We start from the raw sequence: 18,815 nt of genomic DNA on the forward strand, positions 1-18,815 counted from the left end.
AACTAAAAATTTGCTTACACGTTCAATTCCGTTAGTATCGGAGCATTCATTTTTTCAAGCGTTTCTTTTACATATTTTCCTACGTCAACTTTTTCTTTTAGCTGACCTGCTGCTTTTAACAGTTCCCATTCTACAAGCTGATTAGAATTTTCAACGATAAGCTTACAGCGCTCAAAACGCTTTTCCATAAATGCTTCTAGCGTTTCTGAAACACTAAAGTTCCGCTTTAGTAAGTCTGCTAGTACAATGACATCTTCAATTGCAATCGATGCTCCTTGACCTAAGTGAGGAGCAGTACCGTGTGCAGCGTCTCCAACGAGCACGACGCGGTTTTTATACCAAGGTTTTGGCATTAAATGCGTAAAAATTGGACGATATACCACTTCGTCTGGATTAACAATATGTTCAGCTACTTCCGCAATGACACCTCCAAATACAGAAATCCGCTTCTTTAATAAATAATGGAGCTCGCTTTTAGGAAATTTGGGATTTCCAGGTTCATGAGTCGTTACAAGCAGATACATCTCTGTTTCAGACATCGGCACCAATCCAGCTTTTGAATCTTTTCCATAATAAAAGAGACCTTTATCAATTTCTTTTCGTCGTGGCAAATTATAGCGCCATACTCCCTGACCGCTATAGCGCTGCTCGACATCGGTAAAAAGTAGGTTTCTCAGGCTTGAATTTGCTCCGTCTGATCCAATTACTAAATCATACGTTTTCGTTATACCATTATCTAACTCTACCGTTACTTTGTGTTCATCGTTTTGAATCTGACTCACGGTTGTGCCCATATAAATCTTCGTATCTGCTTTTTCTACTGCGTTAAACAAAATCTCGTGCAGCTTTCGTCTTGAAATTCCGTTGACGCCAGGGTACCCTTCAATTGTTGGAGAAGGAGTGTAAAACAAAAAGTCACCTTGCCCTGTGTAATAATCAAAGCCCGAGTAGGAAGTTCCTTGTTTTATACACGCGTCTGCTAACCCAATTTCGTTTAGCGCTCTAAGCGCGTTAGGTGGTTGAATGATACCAACCCCGTAAACGTTCCAGTCTAACTCTTTTTCAGCAACCTCTACTTCAATTCCAGCTTTTTGGAGTGCTAATGCAGCAGATAAACCGCTAATGCCTCCGCCGACAATTAAAACATTTTGTACCTGTCTATCTTTCATCACTCATCACTCTCCTTTTATACAAAGGTTTAGTTTACGTATTAAGCATAGCTACGGCTCTCGTCCAACCTCCGCTTGCACCTTTTATCTTGACGGGAAAAACTGAAACCTTAAAGCCATAAGGTGGTAATTGATCTAGATTTGCTAGTTTTTCAATTTGACAGTATTCTTTTTCTCTTCCAACATAATGAGCTGCCCATAGCACCCCGTCTCTTGGATTTTTTTTATAATCAGCTGCTTGAACTGCTAACGGAATATCCCAGCCCCAACCGTCTGTCCCCATTACTTTAATGCCTTGTCCAGTCAGCCATAGCGTTGCTTCTGCCGTCACGCCTACATGAATTTCACTGTACTTAACGTTATACCGCTGTTTATCAGCATCACAACGAATCATGACAATATCATACGGCTTTAGTATATAGTTAATGCGCTTAAGTTCAGCTTTTAGATCCTGGACCGTCACCGCATATCCAGGTGGTTTATCGGTAAAATCTAGTACAACACCATCGCTAAAAAACCACTCTAAAGGAAGCTCATCGATTGTTCGAGAAGGCTTTCCTTCAACTGTGGGCCAGTAATGCCACGGAGCATCTACATGGGTTCCGGCATGACTTGTTAAAGTCATAAATTCGCCTGCTAGTCCTTTTCTCTCTGGAAAGTCATCTGGAGAAACTCCAACTAATTTTGCTCCGAAATCTGCCCCTTCTTCATGCGTTTCATATCGAATCGAAAATGGCAGCGGATCTTTCAAATCTTCTTCTATCGAAACGCTAAGGTCAACGATTTTCATTTATATAATTCAATCCTTTCTTCCTTAAACGATTATATTTTTTAATGAACCAAGCTCTGTAATTGATAACTCCACTTCATCCCCTGGCTCCAGCCAACGGTGTACTTCTATCCCAAACTCCATAATACATCCATAACCAACGGTTCCAGACCCAATAATATCTCCTGGGTATAGCTTCACTCCTTCTGATGCTCTTTCTATCATTTCACCAAACGTATAAAATACATCTTTAAAATTGCCCTTGGAAAGGACTGCCCCGTTAACACTAGCCGTCATTTCCAAATCAAAACGTCCGTTTACTTTATATGGTTCAAACTCTTCTTTTGTAGCAATATAAGGGCCAATGGATGTTGCAAAATCTTTTCCTTTAGCTGGTCCAAGGAGCACTTTCATTTCTTTCATTTGAAGATCTCTCGCAGACCAATCGTTTAAAATGGTATAACCAAAAATATATTCTTCCGCTTCATCTGCTTTAATATCTATGCCTTCTTTACCAATAATGCACGCCAACTCTAGTTCGTAGTCAAGACGCATACACTTAGCCGGTCTCTTCACTTCTTCATTTGGTCCCTTCAAAGAGTGAGGGTTGGAAAAATAAAAGATTGGCATTTCGTACCATTCAGGTGCCACTTTATCACCATTTCGCTTTGTCGCATTTTTGACATGCTTCTCAAACGCAACAAAATCACGAAAGCTCGGTGGGTTAGAAAGAGGTGGTGCCAACTTTACCTCGTCAATAGACTGAGAAGAAACTTCCTCTGACTTTAACAGTTCTTGAATGAAAGGCAAATAGGTTTGCTGGTTTTGGATAATTTCTAGCATTGAACTTGGAATGTCTCCGTTGGAAGCTTTCTCTAAATCAATTATTTGATCATCTTTCAAACAACCAGCACGTTGATTCCCTACCTGGTTATAAAAGGTTACAAATTTCATTTATATAGCCTCCTGCCTCAATTACTTCTCTAATTGTTCCTTGATCCAGTCATACATTTCATAGGTTTCTGTAATATTATCAACCTGGCAGTGTGATGAGCCTGGGCTGCTTTTTGGAACAATTTTCAGGTGTCTGGAACACGTTAAGTCATTGTATACGTTATACGCATTATCCACTTTATTTTGATGGTCATCTTCACCATGAATAATATAAGTTGGAGCTTTAATTTTGTCAGCTACTCCTCTTAAGTTATAGTGCTGAAGCTTTGCTCGCGCTGCTGACATATCCTCCACTCCAAAAATATGCTGTAAAATTTTTGCTAGCGGATGATTGTCAGGACGCTTCGCCCATACATCGTTATAATCGTACACAGCTCCCCAAATAGCGCATGCTTTAAATCGTGGTTCAAAAGCGGCACAGCGTGCAGCCATATAACCTCCCATTGACACAGCCATAACACCAATTCGATCCCGATCAACATCTAGATTATCTACTGCCCATTCATAAGCAGCCGTCCCAGCTACGTCATAATCATGACGAGAATGGATATGGTGAAGACGAAGAGCTCCACCTTGTCCAGGACCATCTAAAGCTAATAACGAAATGCCTCGTGCATTTAAAAACTGTGCCGGCCCATAATATAGCTCTTCAGCCGTAGAATCAAGACCTCCAAACATCACCATCATTGGACCATTCTTTTGACCTGGTGCTTCAAAGAAATAACCAGGCAAAGATGCGTGCTCAAATGGAATATTCACTACTTTTGGTGGGTGGTCTAGCAATTCGCTCCCTTTTTTGAACGACTCAACTGACTTTAAATACGTTGGAATTTTGCGCTCATCATCAGGCTGAAGAAAGAATTCAGCGGTTCTGAAATAATTTGCTGAGCGTAAATAAGCTTCACGAGCGGTTTCTTTATTACCCTTATCCATTGCATCATTGGCTTTAGATAACGCTTTATGACCTGTGTTCATCCACTCTCGATGAAAGCTTTCAAAATCGCCAAGTTCCATTTTGCTCGCAGCATCTAAAATTTCATTAACCTCTCCTCCCCCAAAATATGATTGGCTAATCATTCTTACAATTTGATATGACCACATATAATTATCAGGAAAATAACGCCACATTCACAAACACTCCTTCATCTCATCGTTGTTATTTAATGATTTTTCCGGATTTATCCCAAGGCATTTCACGACCCCAAGCATCGTTTGGATTTTCTTCTAGACTCCAACGATATGGACCAAAGTCCGGCGCAAAGACAAGATGGGCACCGGCATATAATTCAAATCGATTGCCACCCGGCTCATCTACATAAAAGAAAAATCCTTCAGCAAGAGCATGACGCGTCGGACCTCCCATCGCTAGCTCGTATCCGCTCTCTAAAATGTGATCTGCAGCTAATAATACTTCTTCACGACTTTCCACCGCATAGCATACATGATTAAAACCACCTGGTTTGCCAGTGTGAGACTTTAAGAATGCAATATCGTGAGAAAGATTGGTTACTGAAAGCCAAGCACCAATTTCTGGGCTTCCAGGCTCTTCTGCATTTAAAAAGATTCCTTCGTTGTAGCGGAATCCAATATTTTGATAGAATTCGCGGTCTTTGGCTACATCGTTACTGTGTAGCGTAATATGGTCAAGACGGCGAGGTGAAATACCACGTCCAGGATTTTTTTGCGGACGATTTTTCCACTTACTTTGAAGTAACGTCGGCGCTTCATAAATTTCGACGTCCCAGAATATTTCTTCTAAATGACCATCTGGAGATTGAAACTGATAGGCTTTTCCATGCCCTAAGTCTCCTTCAACCCAACCGATTCCTTGACCCATTTTTTCTAAATGCGCAGCTGCTTCTTCTAAAGAAACTGGGCTATCAGCACGCCAACCAATATGGCCAAGTCCCGGTTCTGGCCCTTCCGTAATTTTCAAACTATGATGATAATGCTCTCCCCAAGCACGGAAGTAAATGGATTTCCCTCTGCGCCCTGATTCTTCTAAACCAATAACATTCTTGAAAAAGTTAGCTGACTCTTCTAATTTCGGACTCATTAATTCAACGTGTGCAAGATGGGAAAAATAATGTAGATTTTTATACATTTATACTACCTCCTATAATAAAGAATTTTTTGAACGCTGCATTACAGCGCTTTATCTACCTTAATTATAGAAAATAACACCTTTGAAAACGTTTACTTTTTTAAGAAAAATCATACTGTTTTTTATCTTTTTCTAAATATTTATGTAAATATTGACTATCGTTTTTCTCAATAAAATCATATTGTTTTTTATTCTTTTTTCTCCTTTCATTACTTAAGTGGTGTACGTGCATTTTTCGATATTGCTGCGGCGTAGTATGAAATGTATCTTTAAATAATTTATGAAATGAATTTAGATTCGCAAAGCCACACTCTAAAGCAATTTGGATAATGGACATGTCCGTTTCTACTAAATAATGAACAGCATGCTCCAGCCGAACGCCGTTTACATATTTTAAGAAAGTTTGCCCCATTTGCTTCTGAAAATATCTTGATACATAAGGCGGTGTTAGCTGTTCAATTGCAGCTAGCTCATCTAATGTAATTGGGTGCATATAATGTTTATGAATATATTCTGTTAATCGACTCATTCGCTCAATATCTTTCTTGGCTGCTCGTATTCCTTTCTCTACTTTAAAGCGACTAACTAATTGATAAAGCAAATCTAGTAAAAGAGAATGGACTTTTAAATCATGATGATTCTTCTTTTTGTCCAAAGTCATATAAAGCTGTGCGAGTAAAGATCGAATCTCATTATACTGTTGCTGATTCTGTTTTCCGGCTGAGTAACATTCAAACTGTACTTGCTCAATCGACTTATAGCACTTTTTTATAAACAAAATAGGGATTTGAACCATAAGAATGACATTATCATGATTACTTTCAACACCATGCACTTCGTTGCTATTAATGAGGAGTAAGTCATTTTGTGATAATGTATATTTCTTACTACCAACAAACACATCCACCTGTCCTTTTAGTAAAAATAAGAACTCAATTCGATTATGCCAATGCTTTGATACAACTTTTACGCTTGTCATTATGGTGAACACAGGTAAATCTTCATTCACGCTTACTTGTTCGTAAGGATATTTCATGTTCGTAGCTCCTTTTAGTTTTATAATACGAAAAAGAGATTTACTCATAAGTAAATCTCTTTTTCAATGCTGCTTATTTTTCACTTGCCATTTCAGATGAGCGTACTACACGTTGTTGTTTGGTTAATTTAAGAGCTAATAGTATTGTGAAGCCACTAATGATTGTAATGATGAGAAACGTTGTGCCTAATGCTATTTTTTCAGAGGCTAATCCATTCGTCATATTCATATATAAGCTAACAATTACCGATATTCCAACTGATCCAGCTATTGAAGTTAACGTGCTGTATACTGCTACCCCGTGAGCAATTAAACGTTGAGGAATAGCATTCATCGCAGCTGTTTGTAAAGGTGTCATGACAAGACCAATCCCTACCATTCTAATTGTATACAAAACAACTAATAATGTAATCGAAGACTGTAAACCGCTAAATGATAAAGGAATTGTTGAGAGAGTAATGGTTAAAAAACCTGCAATAACAAGTGATCTAGCTCCTACTTTATCTGTAAAACGGCCTATAAACGGTGACATAATTCCCATCAAGGCGGCACCAGGTAATAAAATGAGTCCTGATTCAAGAGCAGAGACTCCTTCCACTTCCTGCGTATAAATTGGCAACAGCGTTTCCACCCCTAGCATTGTTCCAAATGCAACGGTCATCATCACACAGCAAAATGTAAAAATTTTATATTTAAATACTCTCAGTTCAAGCATTGGATTAGCTAGCTTCAATTGTTGGACAATAAGTGCAATTAGTGCAACAATACCAACCGCTCCAAACATTATTGTCTGTTGATTCATCCACCCTAATTCTCCAGCTAAGCTTAAAGAATAGAGAATGGATCCAAAAGTTATTGTTGATAGGAAAACAGAAGGTATACTTAGTTTTTCAGCTTGATTGGTTTCAGTTACATTTTTCAGCGAAAATAATGACATGATTAAAACGGCTAATGTTAAAGGTAGCGTGCCGTAGAACAAATATCGCCAAGAAAATATATCAACTACTGCCCCCGCTAACGTAGGAGCTATTGCTGGTGAAAAGCAGATTACAAGCACCATTAGCCCCATAGCTGATCCTCTTTTTTCCCGAGGAGTAATTAATAGAATAATATTGGATACAAGCGGCATGATAATTCCAGCTCCAACAGCTTGAATAAAGCGCGCAGCAAGCAATACGGAAAATGTAGGAGCGATGCCTCCAAGCGTTGTTCCAGCTAAGAAAATGATGACTGAGGTAAAAAAGAGCTGGCGCGTAGAAAATTTACTAATAAAAAATGCTGATACTGGTACAATAATACCGTTAACAAGCATAAATGATGTAATAAGCCACTGCGCTTGACTTGCTTGAATTCCAAAATCACTGATAATTTTTGGAAGTGCTGTAATTAAAATCGTTTGATTTAATAAAGCTAAAAAAACACCTGCCAGTAGAACCATCATCAACAGCTTTCTGTTAACAGGCGGTGTTATCGTTTGTTCCTGCATTTGATCGACTCCTTATATTTTCAATATGATATGTTTATTTATTTTTATTTTAATTGTTTTACTGGTTAAAAACTGCCGCATTTTTTTTATACATGCGGTCATTTTTTATCTTTTCTTTTAAGAGACATACACACAGGTTAAAAATTAACACCTTTTTGTTATCCTTCTGACCACGATAAAGCACGCTTCTCCATAATCGAAGATGCGTGCTTCATATTTAAACTGTAACTATTAGAAAGAGCTGTCTTTACGAGCTTGCACGTTGGTTTAAATCATCCTGAATTGTTTTTAGCTTATCTTCTGTTAAACCGTACAACATAACAGGGATAATGGCTATTAAGAATAAAACCGCTGGAGCAATGTTTACCACAACATTAATACCATTGATGGCTTCTGCCGTTTGTTCAGCATTTGCTTTATATCCAAAGTAACCTAATAAAGCTACTGTTCCAGCTCCACCTAATGCACTTGCAAACTTTGTGGATAAGCTCGTTGCAGCGTAAGCGGTTCCATCAATGCGTATGCCGTTCTTATGCTCAATTTCATCGATGGCATCTGGAACCATTGCAACAACGATTGGTGTTGAAAACTGCATTAATCCGAATACAAAGGTACCAGCAAACAGCAGTGGTAAATTACTGTAATCAACGAAATATAAAAATACTAACGACAACGCAGATCCTGTATAAGCAATATAAAGCATTCTTTTCTTACCAAATCGTTTAGCAAACCTCGCAAAAAGCATAATTCCGAATACTGCTCCTATCGCTGGCAGTGGCATGAATAAAGCAACTAAATCCATTCTTTCAATAACATATAAATAATAATAGATTTGAATGCCTATTCTACCAAAAAATGCAGTCAGAGATAGTAGTAAGATAAAGAAAATACAGATTAATGATTTGCTAGTAAATATAGCTTTTAATGATTTTTCAAAGGATATTTTTCCTGTGTACGTTGGCTGAACCACTTCTTTACATTTAAAGAACACGAGATACAGCATTGGTACAGCTATAAGAGCTAATATAAAAGCAGTAATCGTATAGCCTCGAGCCGTTATCTGTTCTCCCGCTCCTCCACTAAAGAAAACAATAAGCGGCATTGTGATAATGCTAAGTAAAATAGTACCTAAGTTTGTGGAAAGCATCCGAAACGAGCTAAGCGCAGTTCTTTCTCCAGGATCTTTTGTTATAACCGCTCCAAGGGAGCCATAAGGTAAATTTACTAACGTAAATAACATCCCAAGCCCAATGTACGTAAAGATAGCCCAAGCAATTTTAGCTTCTAGACTCCCTCCAAAGCCTGGTGCTGTAAAGGTGAGTACGCTAAATAAAGCTAAAAGCGGCGTCCCGTACAAAATATATGGTCTAAACCTTCCGTGCCTTGATTTTGTGCGATCAGCAATCATGCCCATCATAGGATCATTAATTCCATCCCAAATACGAGAGATTAGCATAATCATTGCTACAATTGCTGGTGTAAGACCTACTATATCCGTATAGAAAATTGTTAAGTACGATCCGCTAAATGTCCAGAACAATTGACTACCAAAGTCACCTAAACCATAACTTATCTTTGTTGATAACGGTAACTTTTCAGACGATTCTACCGTAGAATGTGAAACAACCGTTTCTGTTACCGCATGACTCGTATTTAAATTTCTCTCCATTCCCTTCACCCCTTATACATAATTCAAGCAGCTAAATTAATTATTAGATTTTTCTGTCTTCTACTTTCAATCCACTCTCTTATCCCTAAAAAGAAAACGCTTTCTTGTTTTTATTTTATATAGCTTATCACCCGGTCGATATGTATTTCTTACACCTACAACAGCTAATATTTAATCTCCTTCTTTTTTCATGCTAGAAAAGAAGATTAATAATTCATCTATTTCTTTTGCAATAGCTCTTAATACAGAAAGAGGTTCCAGTGCTGCAGGCACTAGCTTTCACAGGGAGAAAGCAGAGCCTATTATCTTACACACCATGACACTACTTTTTAAACCTGAATTCCGAACTAACAAAAAATATCCGAGCTATCGAAAGTAGTTAACTCCCAATAGTTCGGATAGATCACTGACTGAACCCTTATGCCCCAGCCTCTACTTTATACTTGATATTGTCTTCCTAATAACATTTTTTCCATTTGTAAATGCTTTCTAGTCATTTCAACAGCTTGGTCAGATGCTTCATATTCAGACATAATATATCCGTTAAAGTTGGCACCTTGGATTACTTTTAAGATATCTTCATAGGGAATGCTAGCTTCTTCAAGATGGTCGAACATATAGTGAAATTTACCGTGAAAATAAATAACATATGGCATAATAGTTTTTAATCCTTCCAAATCCGGCTTGCGAGAAAATGTGACAAAGCCGTACATTCCTTGAAAAGCACCCATAACTGCATTATTAGCTCCTGCTTCAATTAAACGCTTCATGGCTTGATCTTTTGGAACACCATCATAACGTAAGCTCGCTGCTAGTTCCAACAGCTTGAGAGGAGCTCCTTTTTCTAGCGCTTCGTCCCAGTATACTTTATTAGGTTTTGTAGCGAAACATCCAAAATCCGGTACAAGACCAATATATTCAGATCCTACTCTATCAAACATCTCTACATATGCCTTTGTTTTTTGAGAGGATGGAATCTCCGGGTTGTGAATTTCCACTCCCACTTTTACTCCGTAATTTTCTGCATATGGCGCTAGTTTTTCGATAGCAGCTGGCGATAGATGCGGCTGTGCTCTCATCATCTTACACCCTAATTTGTTAGCCGTCTTTATATCTAAAATCGCTGATTGCACTAACTCATCGTCAGTGAGGTCCCTTCCCGTCATGACGCCTCGATCGGCGCTTGCTCCATAGGACACAAAATCAATTCCATAGTGATCTGTCATTGCCTTAAACTCATTAATTACTTTATCTGTCGCATAAGGATATGAAGGAAGCATCGTTGCTCCAACTAGCTCAAAGCCTTCAGCACCAATTTCTGCAGCAGAAGAAATACAATCTTCAAGTGAGAGCTTACCTTTAACAAAATCGGTCGAAAAGCTAAATAATGAAACGCCTAGCTTAATTTGATTCATCGACTTTTACTCCCTTCTTTACCCTTACAGGTAGCGTTTTACTACCAGAAGAATTCAGTACAGCATAATTATGTTTTGGGGTGTTACCCGGAACATACATATAGGCATTGCGTAGTAAAAGCGTTACGTCGATTGTATGCTCTCCATCTTCCAATCCGCCAGGCGCATATACCTTTATTGTTGCTGCTTCATTAACCTTCCAAAACTCTGAAATTAAATAAGGAATTTGTGCCATGGTAAATTCTTTATTATTCAGACAAAACGTCATATCCGTTGGGTCAACTTCTTCACCATCAACCATTACTTTCAATTCTTCAATACATGATAAATAGTGGCCTCGGTAATAGCTAAGTCTTACTTGGAATTCGTAGCCTAATTTTTGATTATTCACATAGGTATGAATAAGACTGTCGTCGCATACTGTATCCACAAATTCTAATCTCATTACAAAAGTCATGATATCCCCTCCCGCTTCTTATTTGTATACGGCAACATTTTCATTCTGTTCAAACACAACTTCCTTACCAGTTTCTGCTGATTTATAAATAGCGTCTAAAATTTTAGTCACAACAAAAGCTTCTTCTGGTTTCACAAGCGGCTCTTTATCTTCTTCTACTGCTTCTAGCCACTGCTTTGCTTCTAATACTTCTGGAGATTTGCTTCCGCCTTCAAAGTAAGCAATGTTTCCAATTGGTGACTTTCGCTCTTCCACTAAGCGTCCATGGTGGGAAGAGTTATATATAAGCTCTTTCTCTTTAAAGCCCATACCTGAAATGACCTCAGCTCCTCCTTTAGTTCCACAAAGGGTTGTTGCTGCTTCTCTCGCATCTAATACGTTCAATGCCCACGAAGACTCTAAGAAAATAGTTGCTCCGTTTTCCATTTTTATATAGCCAAATGCAGAATCTTCTACTTCAAACGTTTCAGGATCCCATTCACCAAATAAGTTCCCTTCCGTCGCTTCAGGTAACTGACCTAGCTTATGAAACACTGATCCAGTTACTGACACAGGTTTATAGTTGTTCATCATCCACAGCGTAATGTCTAGGGCATGTGTTCCAATATCAATTAAAGGTCCACCACCTTGCTGGGATTTATCCGGGAAAACACCCCAAGTTGGTACTGCACGTCTTCTCACCGCGTGAGCTTTTGCAAAGTAAACATCTCCTAGCTCTTCATTTTCACATGACTTATGCAATGCTTGAATTTCTTCACGGAAACGATTTTGATACGCGATTGTAAACTTCTTCCCTGATTTTTTCCATGCATCCATCATTTTTTGAGCCGCTTCAGTAGTGTGAGCCATCGGCTTCTCACACATTACGTGCTTTCCAGCTTCAAATGCCGCTACGGTAATTGGACTGTGCATAACGTTTGGTGTTAAAACATGTACAATATCAATAGTTTCATCTTTCAATAACTCCCGATAATCCTCATACACTTTTGCATCCCCAGTTCCAAACTCACGAGCTGCTTTCTGAGCTCGTTCCACAACTACATCACAAAAAGCAACCATTTCACATCTATCTTTTAAATGAGTTAAAGCTGGAAAATGTTTTTGGTTTGCAATTCCTCCGCAGCCAATGATACCAATTTTTAATTTCTTCATTAGATATACACTCCATTTCATTAATAATTTAAATTGAATCCGTTTACATCTTTAATTTTATCGCTGAATCACTCTTTTTTCTTTTGACTTTTTAATATGTAAACTTTCGATTTTGAGCCTTATTTTTAATGCTTTTCCTACTAATAACAGGAAGGTTAAAAAAGACTACTTAATTTTTAAACTAGTATTAAAGTTGACTAAAAATTTCTTAGCTAAAAAAGGTTAGAATCTTATAGATAGATTCTAACCTCTAATTAATAACGTTACTTCATAAAGTCTTACTTCGTGCGGCTTTAGCTTTCCATTCAGCTTGATCGCATGATTTCCAATCGTATCATGTCCAACCGACATATAAGGAGCACACCTTTGCTTTAGGTATTCTACTTCGTCAGGTTTTATATCATCAACTGAGCCAAAGTTCAGCCACTCATCTAATACACTTCCGTAATGACGGTTAACTTTGCGCTCTTTAATTCGATACGTTCCGTTACTCACTCCTTGTATTTCTATTGAAATATTCAAGTCCTCATTATTCTCAAAAATGCTATATTGCTCATTAATTGTTGTTGTTCCTTCTGGAGATAGGTAATATGCGTAGTCAAAATGCTTGTAATTAAAGCACAAAACCTGATAGCGATCTCCTGATTTTTTCGTTACAATATAATTTTCGCCTTTAGCAACTAAAATCTCTCCTAATTGTTTTAATAATGTAAAGGCATGATAGCTTGGCTTTCGAATTCCGCTTTTTGTTAATAATCCAGCCCCACCATAAATTAAGCTTCTCGCATCCTTAAAATCACTAAAAATATCCGAACACATCCAGTAGCCCATTATATTAATATACCCATTTAAATTATCTATTATATTTTTGGTAATGTATGTGGCTTTAAAACAACTATCGTTTAATAGTTCTCGATTTGAAATAGAAATATTCCATTCAGTAGCATTTAATTCAAGGTTTTGAAAACCTGAGTTTCCTAAAGCATGTTTTACTTGTTGAATTTTATGTTCCATATAATTAGGATTCACAGATAGTACGTTTTGTTTATTTACTTTGGTAGTTTTCCGGTCAACTTCAATTGGATAAAGAGAAATGGATAAAAAATCTGGGTGCACGTCTTTTTTGTGCCATTCTCTAAGAAACAAATTAAGCTTTTCTTTTTCAACATCCATCGTTAAGCCACACCCACCTACTTTAGCTCTTGGAATAATATCGTTAATCGCTGTTTTCAAATAGCTAAATAGCTGAAAATATTCTTCAAACTGTTTGGGATCGTGTCGCTTTGTTGTCTCTGAACGTTCTTTTTCTTGTTCCTGTATGGGATCAATTTCATGACTCCAAATTTCAAAATACCAACTTTCAACCTCTTCAACGCTATATCGCTCGATGCAGTTGAAAAGAAACGCTCTAATTAAACCTCTCCAATCTTCTGGATTTTTTTCACTGCTTCTTTGCAAAAAAAGCGAGTCATTAAATTTTTTAGAGAGGATTTTTGGCTTCGGTCCTAATTCTATAAAAGGTTTCAAGCGATGATTCACTAAAAAGTCTAACACCTTGTTCACATTAGAAAAATTATAGCTGACCTGTTCAGTTGAATAGTCTTCAATATGCATCTCATCGCTGAACACCCCCCAAAACCTTCCATATGTAAAGCTCAACTCTTTTTGTAAAAGCGCTACTTGTTCCTGCATATCTGAGCTTAACAAATCGGTTGCGTATCCTAAGTTAATCATTTTATTCCAATACTTAGTAAAGGCCTGAGCTTTTTCTGCTTTAACCGTATATACTTCTTGCACTGAATTTTCAAGGAGATCAAAATGAACTTGAGACGCTGCGTTAGTACGTAAATAGTGCTTTAGTTCTCTCACCGTCTTCTGTGTGTCCTGTGCTTCCTCCACTATAATCTTTGTTTCTTCGCTTTTCTTATCTAAGAGCTTCTTTTTTCGATAATCGATAGGCTTTTCATGATAATGCTCTGTAAAAACACGATTAAAAGCTGCTAGGTTAGGAAAGCCATTATCTAAAGCAATTCGCGTAATTGACTTATCAGTTAACGTTAATTCGTTAACTGCATAGGCTAATCGAACTTTATTTACGTATTGAGAGAATGTCTTGCCTGTTTGTTTTTTAAAAAACTTAGATAAATAGGGAACAGTAATATACTGAACGCTTGCTACTTCTTCTAAAGATAGCGGCTCTCGAAAATGTGCTCGAACATATTCTAATATTTCACTCAGCCTTTGACTATTTCCTTTGTCTACGGAATCAACATCAACTAGTAAACTCTCTTGCTTCTCTAAGTAAAACGATTCTAACCTTGAAACCAATTTAAGTGTTTTTTCTAACACCTCCACTACTGACGAATGAGGTTGCTTTAGATAAACAGATAGTAACTCTTCAATGATTAAGCACAGCTTTTGGTTTTCTTTCTGAGGATTTTCAATTGAATTGCAGGTAAATTGTATATTTTCCTGAGACAATAAAGAAGATAATTGGAGGTAATTAAAATGCATGATGCTAAACAAATTATCTGCATTGGACATTAAAGAATGTGGTTCATTAGAATTCACAATGAGGAAATCCTGCTCGTTTAATTGATACAGTTTCTCTCTAACTTTGACATCTAACGTTCCCTTCACAACATAGATTAACTCAATTTCTTTATGTGCATGATTCAAAACGCTTCTTTCTTGCATAGTAAAAATATCAATTAGTTTTAAATCAATTGGCTTTTGCAACGGTTTAGTGCTAATCATAAGATAACCTCCAGCAAACATCTTTTACATCCTTTTATCGTTTACATGTAAGAGAGAAACTGCTTTCTGAGCAGTTTCTCTGCATTTATTATTATGAATCTATTAAGCTTTTTAAGAGCTTTTGATGATTCTTAACTTGCTTTATACTATCTACTTGGGCATAGTCTTGAATATGTCGATTCCCTTCATATTCGCTGTTAATATATCCATTATACCCAGCATCTTGTAAAACTTGAACAATATCCTTATATGGTATACTTGGTTCTTTCAAATCAGATGTAATATCGTAATATTTTCCGTGAACATGCATGATATAAGGAATATAATCCCTCAAAATGTTTGGATCTGTATAGACCAGGTGTCGAGCAAACTCAGCGTAGTTACGATCAACTTCATTTGCATTTTTCATTGCTTGTACGTTTGCTAACGTTTCATCTTTATCCATCCCTTGTGCGTATCTTTCACTCACAAATTTAATAATCTCAGGTGTTCCACCATCTCTTATATACCGTTGCTCCATAACCGGCGGAATTTCTTTTACAAAGATTCCTAAATCAGGCATAATTCCAAACCACTTTGTTCCACTGTCAGTGATGTAGTTCATCCTTTCCTCAAACCACGGGGTACCAAACGTAAATGGTGCATGAACTTCGAGCGCTATTTTCACTCCGTACTCTTCTGCGTACGGAAGACTTTTTTGAACAACCTCAAGAGGAGTGGAAACGAGCGTTCTTAGTATCGAAAACCCTAATTTGTTAGCTAGTTTTAAATCTCTTATCATCATCTCTACATTTTCTTCTAAGGTGAGTGAACGATTTGCAAACAATTTATTATCTAAAAATGCATCATATGCTACGGGTTCTACTTTATAATGGTCCATCCACCCAAACCAAGTATCTACAAATTCATCCGTTACCTTTGGAAATCTTTTTATCATTTGTTCAGGTAAAAGCTCAATTCCCGTTGCACCCGTCTTAGATACCTCTGCAATGCATTGCTCAAGCGTTAGTTCTCCTTTATAAAACTCTTCTTGATAGCTATATAAAGAAACACCTCTTTTAATAAGCCCTTGTTCCCCCATATTTATCCCTCCAAATTTCTATTATCATTTTAGTTAGCAAGTACAAGTTCCTTTGTATCTTCTCCTATATTCGGCCAAGGCAAATATGAAATTCGCAAGCTTATATTTACAGTTATTTCATGTGCACCTTCTGTTAATCCACCTTGTTTAGCAACGAATAATCTTGCTTTTTCTCCAAATTCCCAGCGATTGTTAATAACGGTTGGTAGCTCTTCATAAGGAAATTCTCCAGTTTCTATTTTAAACACCAAATCCTTATGCGGAATCTCTACTTCATCAATTTTTAAATCAATGCTGTTAATAAGAGAAAGGGCAATTCCTCTATAATAAGGAATGCGTAGCTGAATCTCAAAACCAATTACCTCATTGTTTTCTTTCACATTTTTAAAACCGTCTTCACAAATCATGTATTGTTCAAACATTAACCGTTCCTCCCCATCTACACCATATGCTAGGTTATTTCACATTTGCTTCTATCAAACTTTGTAAACGCTTTAGAAAAGTAGCAAAGAATTGAAAAGCATCCCTTATAGATAACCTTGACTACTTTGCCGTGACAACAATCGATTTCTCCAAATAATATTCTTATTGTTATATTATTACTCCATTCACTCAGTCTTTTCCTATCTTGATTTTAGAGATTGGCTGAATACTCTTGGTGAAAAACATGGTCAACTCTTAGTAAGGAAAGTACTGTTTTAAATAATTTTTACTTAAATTAATAGAGTCTTTTCTTGCTTTTAAAGAGCTTTCAAACGCTTTATCTTCAACTTCAATAACTGCATAGCCGAAGTAACCAATATCAGTCAACGCCGAGATATATTTCCCCCAATCAACATCACCAAGCCCTGGAAGCTTCGGAGAAATATATTCAAGAGGGGTTGCCATTACGCCCACCTCATCCAAACGATTTTTATATATCTTAATATCTTTAAAATGGACATGGTGAATTCGATTTCTAAATTCATAGATTGGCTTTATATAGTCCATTTGCTGCCATACAAAGTGAGACGGATCAAAATTCAAGCCAAAGTTTTGATTCGGAATGAGCTCGAATACTTTTCTAAAAACAGCTGGTGTTGTCATTAAATTTTGTCCACCTGGCCATTCATCTCCAGTAAACAGCATTGGACAGTTTTCAATTGCAATTTTCACCCCTAGCTCTTCCGCAAATTCAACAATAGGCTTCCATACTTCTTTTACAACAAGTAAGTTTTCTTCTATTGTCTGATACTGATTTCTTCCAATAAACGTATTTACCAAGTTAATATCAAGCTTATGAGCCGCTTCAACACACTTTTTGATATGAGCAATTGCATGACAGTTCCTTTCTTCATCATCACTTAAAGGATTAGGATAATAAGCAATAGCTGAAATACGAACTCCTTTTGCCTCGGTATAATTTTTAATATAGTCTACATCTAAAAGATCGACGTCGATATGCGTTACTCCTGCGTATTTACGAAGCGCTTTTCCTCTTGGCCAAGCACAAAGTTCAACGCAAGAAAAACCATTATCCGCTGCAAAATCAATTACTTCTTCAAATGTACAGCCATTCAAAATTGCACTGTTAAAACCTAGTTTCATAAAATAACTCCTCTTCACGTTTAATTTTTCACTGTATAGTAGTGGTAACGCTTTTTATAGCACGTCATCGCCTTTATCCATACGTCGATGATGCGACTTTAAACTGACTTTTGTTTTCTTTAAAAAAGATTGGCTGCTGCTTAGCGGCTGATTCATAAAAATGATCAACTATATTCATCATATAAGCACCGTGTTCAGCTGGAGCCATTAAATCACCTTGTTTCTTAATGGCACTAATAAAATGCTCAAATTCATTCATCAATTTATGTGAAGTAGGAAGCTTAGGCAAAATATCTACGCAAGTGTCTAAAACTTCTGAGTAAATTTTCAACTCTCCGTTGATAATCGTAGCTCCTCCTTTTGAACCGGCTAATTCAATAAACGTTTGATCTTCTTCAATATTAGACGCCCAACTAAAATCAAAATGAATAGTGGCGCCTCTTTCAAGACCAATAAAGCCACTTGCGCTGTCTTCTACGTTAAAGATACCTTTTGGATTTCCCTGGTAACCATTTCGGTTACGCGTTGTGGTTTGATTAAAGTGATGATGAATGGCTCCTGAAACGTATGATGGATTAGGCATTCCCATCAAAAATAGTGCCAAATCTAAATAATGGACCCCTAAATCAATCATAACCCCCCCACCTGCTACTTGTTTATTTGTAAACCAAGTACCTCTGCCTGGTATCCCGCTTCTTCTAATCCATCCTGCTCTAGCTTTATAAATCTCTCCCAAGTGACCTGCATCAATAAATTTTTTTAAATAGACCGCTTCGTTCGTAAAGCGGTTATTAAGGCCCACCATCACTTTTTTTTTGGCTCGATTTTTCGCATGAACAATTCGCTGTGCCTCTGCACCATTAATAGCTAACGGCTTTTCGCAGTGTACGTGTACACCATGTTCTAATGCGTAAACAGCAATATCAGCGTGCAGAGAATTAGGTGTGCAAACGCTAACAAAATCAAGTTTTTCCAGCTTAATCATTTCTTCATAATTTTGATAGAAGCTGTCTGCTCCATATTGCTCTGCTACAGCTTTCGCCTGCTCGATATTCACATCACATACAGCTATAAGCTCAACATTTGGAATCAATAAGTAGTTACTTAAATGCTTTTTTATAGCGTTACTTCCTGCTCCAATCAATCCGTATCTTAACTTTTCATTTTTCATTTCTAACA

At 37.2% G+C, this 18,815-nt stretch carries 16 protein-coding genes; all 16 read right to left on the reverse strand.

Annotated features, from left to right (window positions below; genetic code table 11):
- Nucleotides 1-14 precede the first annotated feature (14 nt).
- The 16 genes from V2145_RS11805 to V2145_RS11880 all read right to left on the reverse strand — a co-directional run bounded on the left by V2145_RS11805 (nt 15) and on the right by V2145_RS11880 (nt 18,807).
- The gene (locus V2145_RS11805) at nt 15-1,169 is read right to left on the reverse strand and encodes an FAD-dependent oxidoreductase (protein WP_330987761.1); all 1,155 of its coding nucleotides are present in this window, start codon (nt 1,167-1,169) and stop codon (nt 15-17) included.
- 34 nt (nt 1,170-1,203) lie between these two features.
- Nucleotides 1,204-1,959, reverse strand: coding sequence for a cyclase family protein (locus tag V2145_RS11810; RefSeq protein WP_330987762.1), 756 nt, complete (start codon nt 1,957-1,959; stop codon nt 1,204-1,206).
- A gap of 24 nt (nt 1,960-1,983) precedes the next feature.
- Complete coding sequence (locus V2145_RS11815) at nt 1,984-2,892, reverse strand: fumarylacetoacetate hydrolase family protein (RefSeq protein WP_330987763.1); 909 nt, start codon at nt 2,890-2,892, stop codon at nt 1,984-1,986.
- 21 nt (nt 2,893-2,913) lie between these two features.
- Nucleotides 2,914-4,020 (reverse strand): alpha/beta hydrolase family protein, encoded by a 1,107-nt coding sequence (locus tag V2145_RS11820; protein ID WP_330987764.1) that lies wholly within the window; start codon nt 4,018-4,020, stop codon nt 2,914-2,916.
- Between the two features lie 28 nt (nt 4,021-4,048).
- Nucleotides 4,049-4,996, reverse strand: a complete 948-nt coding sequence (locus V2145_RS11825; protein ID WP_330987765.1) for a VOC family protein — start codon at nt 4,994-4,996, stop codon at nt 4,049-4,051.
- 100 nt (nt 4,997-5,096) lie between these two features.
- Nucleotides 5,097-6,032, reverse strand: coding sequence for an AraC family transcriptional regulator (locus V2145_RS11830; protein ID WP_330987766.1), 936 nt, complete (start codon nt 6,030-6,032; stop codon nt 5,097-5,099).
- A gap of 73 nt (nt 6,033-6,105) precedes the next feature.
- Nucleotides 6,106-7,518, reverse strand: coding sequence for a DHA2 family efflux MFS transporter permease subunit (locus tag V2145_RS11835; protein ID WP_330987767.1), 1,413 nt, complete (start codon nt 7,516-7,518; stop codon nt 6,106-6,108).
- Between the two features lie 247 nt (nt 7,519-7,765).
- Nucleotides 7,766-9,187, reverse strand: coding sequence for an MFS transporter (locus V2145_RS11840; protein WP_330987768.1), 1,422 nt, complete (start codon nt 9,185-9,187; stop codon nt 7,766-7,768).
- A gap of 437 nt (nt 9,188-9,624) precedes the next feature.
- The gene (locus V2145_RS11845; RefSeq protein ID WP_330987769.1) at nt 9,625-10,602 is read right to left on the reverse strand and encodes a sugar phosphate isomerase/epimerase family protein; all 978 of its coding nucleotides are present in this window, start codon (nt 10,600-10,602) and stop codon (nt 9,625-9,627) included.
- Nucleotides 10,589-11,059 carry a C-glycoside deglycosidase beta subunit domain-containing protein gene (locus V2145_RS11850; protein WP_330987770.1) on the reverse strand — a complete coding sequence of 157 codons (471 nt, stop codon included), beginning with the start codon at nt 11,057-11,059 and terminating at the stop codon, nt 10,589-10,591. The genes V2145_RS11845 and V2145_RS11850 overlap by 14 nt, the downstream gene beginning before the upstream one ends.
- Nucleotides 11,060-11,077: 18 nt before the next feature.
- Nucleotides 11,078-12,211: a Gfo/Idh/MocA family protein gene (locus V2145_RS11855; RefSeq protein ID WP_330987771.1), complete on the reverse strand. Its 1,134-nt coding sequence runs from the start codon at nt 12,209-12,211 to the stop codon at nt 11,078-11,080.
- Nucleotides 12,212-12,454: 243 nt separating this feature from the next.
- Entirely contained in the window at nt 12,455-14,968 is a 2,514-nt protein-coding gene (locus V2145_RS11860) for a GH39 family glycosyl hydrolase (protein WP_330987772.1), read from the reverse strand.
- A 91-nt stretch (nt 14,969-15,059) separates the two neighbouring features.
- Nucleotides 15,060-16,049 carry a sugar phosphate isomerase/epimerase family protein gene (locus V2145_RS11865; protein ID WP_330987773.1) on the reverse strand — a complete coding sequence of 330 codons (990 nt, stop codon included), beginning with the start codon at nt 16,047-16,049 and terminating at the stop codon, nt 15,060-15,062.
- A 29-nt stretch (nt 16,050-16,078) separates the two neighbouring features.
- Nucleotides 16,079-16,471 (reverse strand): C-glycoside deglycosidase beta subunit domain-containing protein, encoded by a 393-nt coding sequence (locus V2145_RS11870; RefSeq protein ID WP_210608469.1) that lies wholly within the window; start codon nt 16,469-16,471, stop codon nt 16,079-16,081.
- Nucleotides 16,472-16,727: 256 nt separating this feature from the next.
- Complete coding sequence (locus tag V2145_RS11875) at nt 16,728-17,636, reverse strand: sugar phosphate isomerase/epimerase family protein (RefSeq protein ID WP_330987774.1); 909 nt, start codon at nt 17,634-17,636, stop codon at nt 16,728-16,730.
- A 73-nt stretch (nt 17,637-17,709) separates the two neighbouring features.
- Nucleotides 17,710-18,807 (reverse strand): Gfo/Idh/MocA family protein, encoded by a 1,098-nt coding sequence (locus V2145_RS11880; protein ID WP_210608471.1) that lies wholly within the window; start codon nt 18,805-18,807, stop codon nt 17,710-17,712.
- Between the last annotated feature and the right edge of the window lie 8 nt (nt 18,808-18,815).

This window comes from Priestia sp. GS2, assembly GCF_036409025.1.
Taxonomy (GTDB): domain Bacteria; phylum Bacillota; class Bacilli; order Bacillales; family Bacillaceae_H; genus Priestia; species Priestia aryabhattai_A.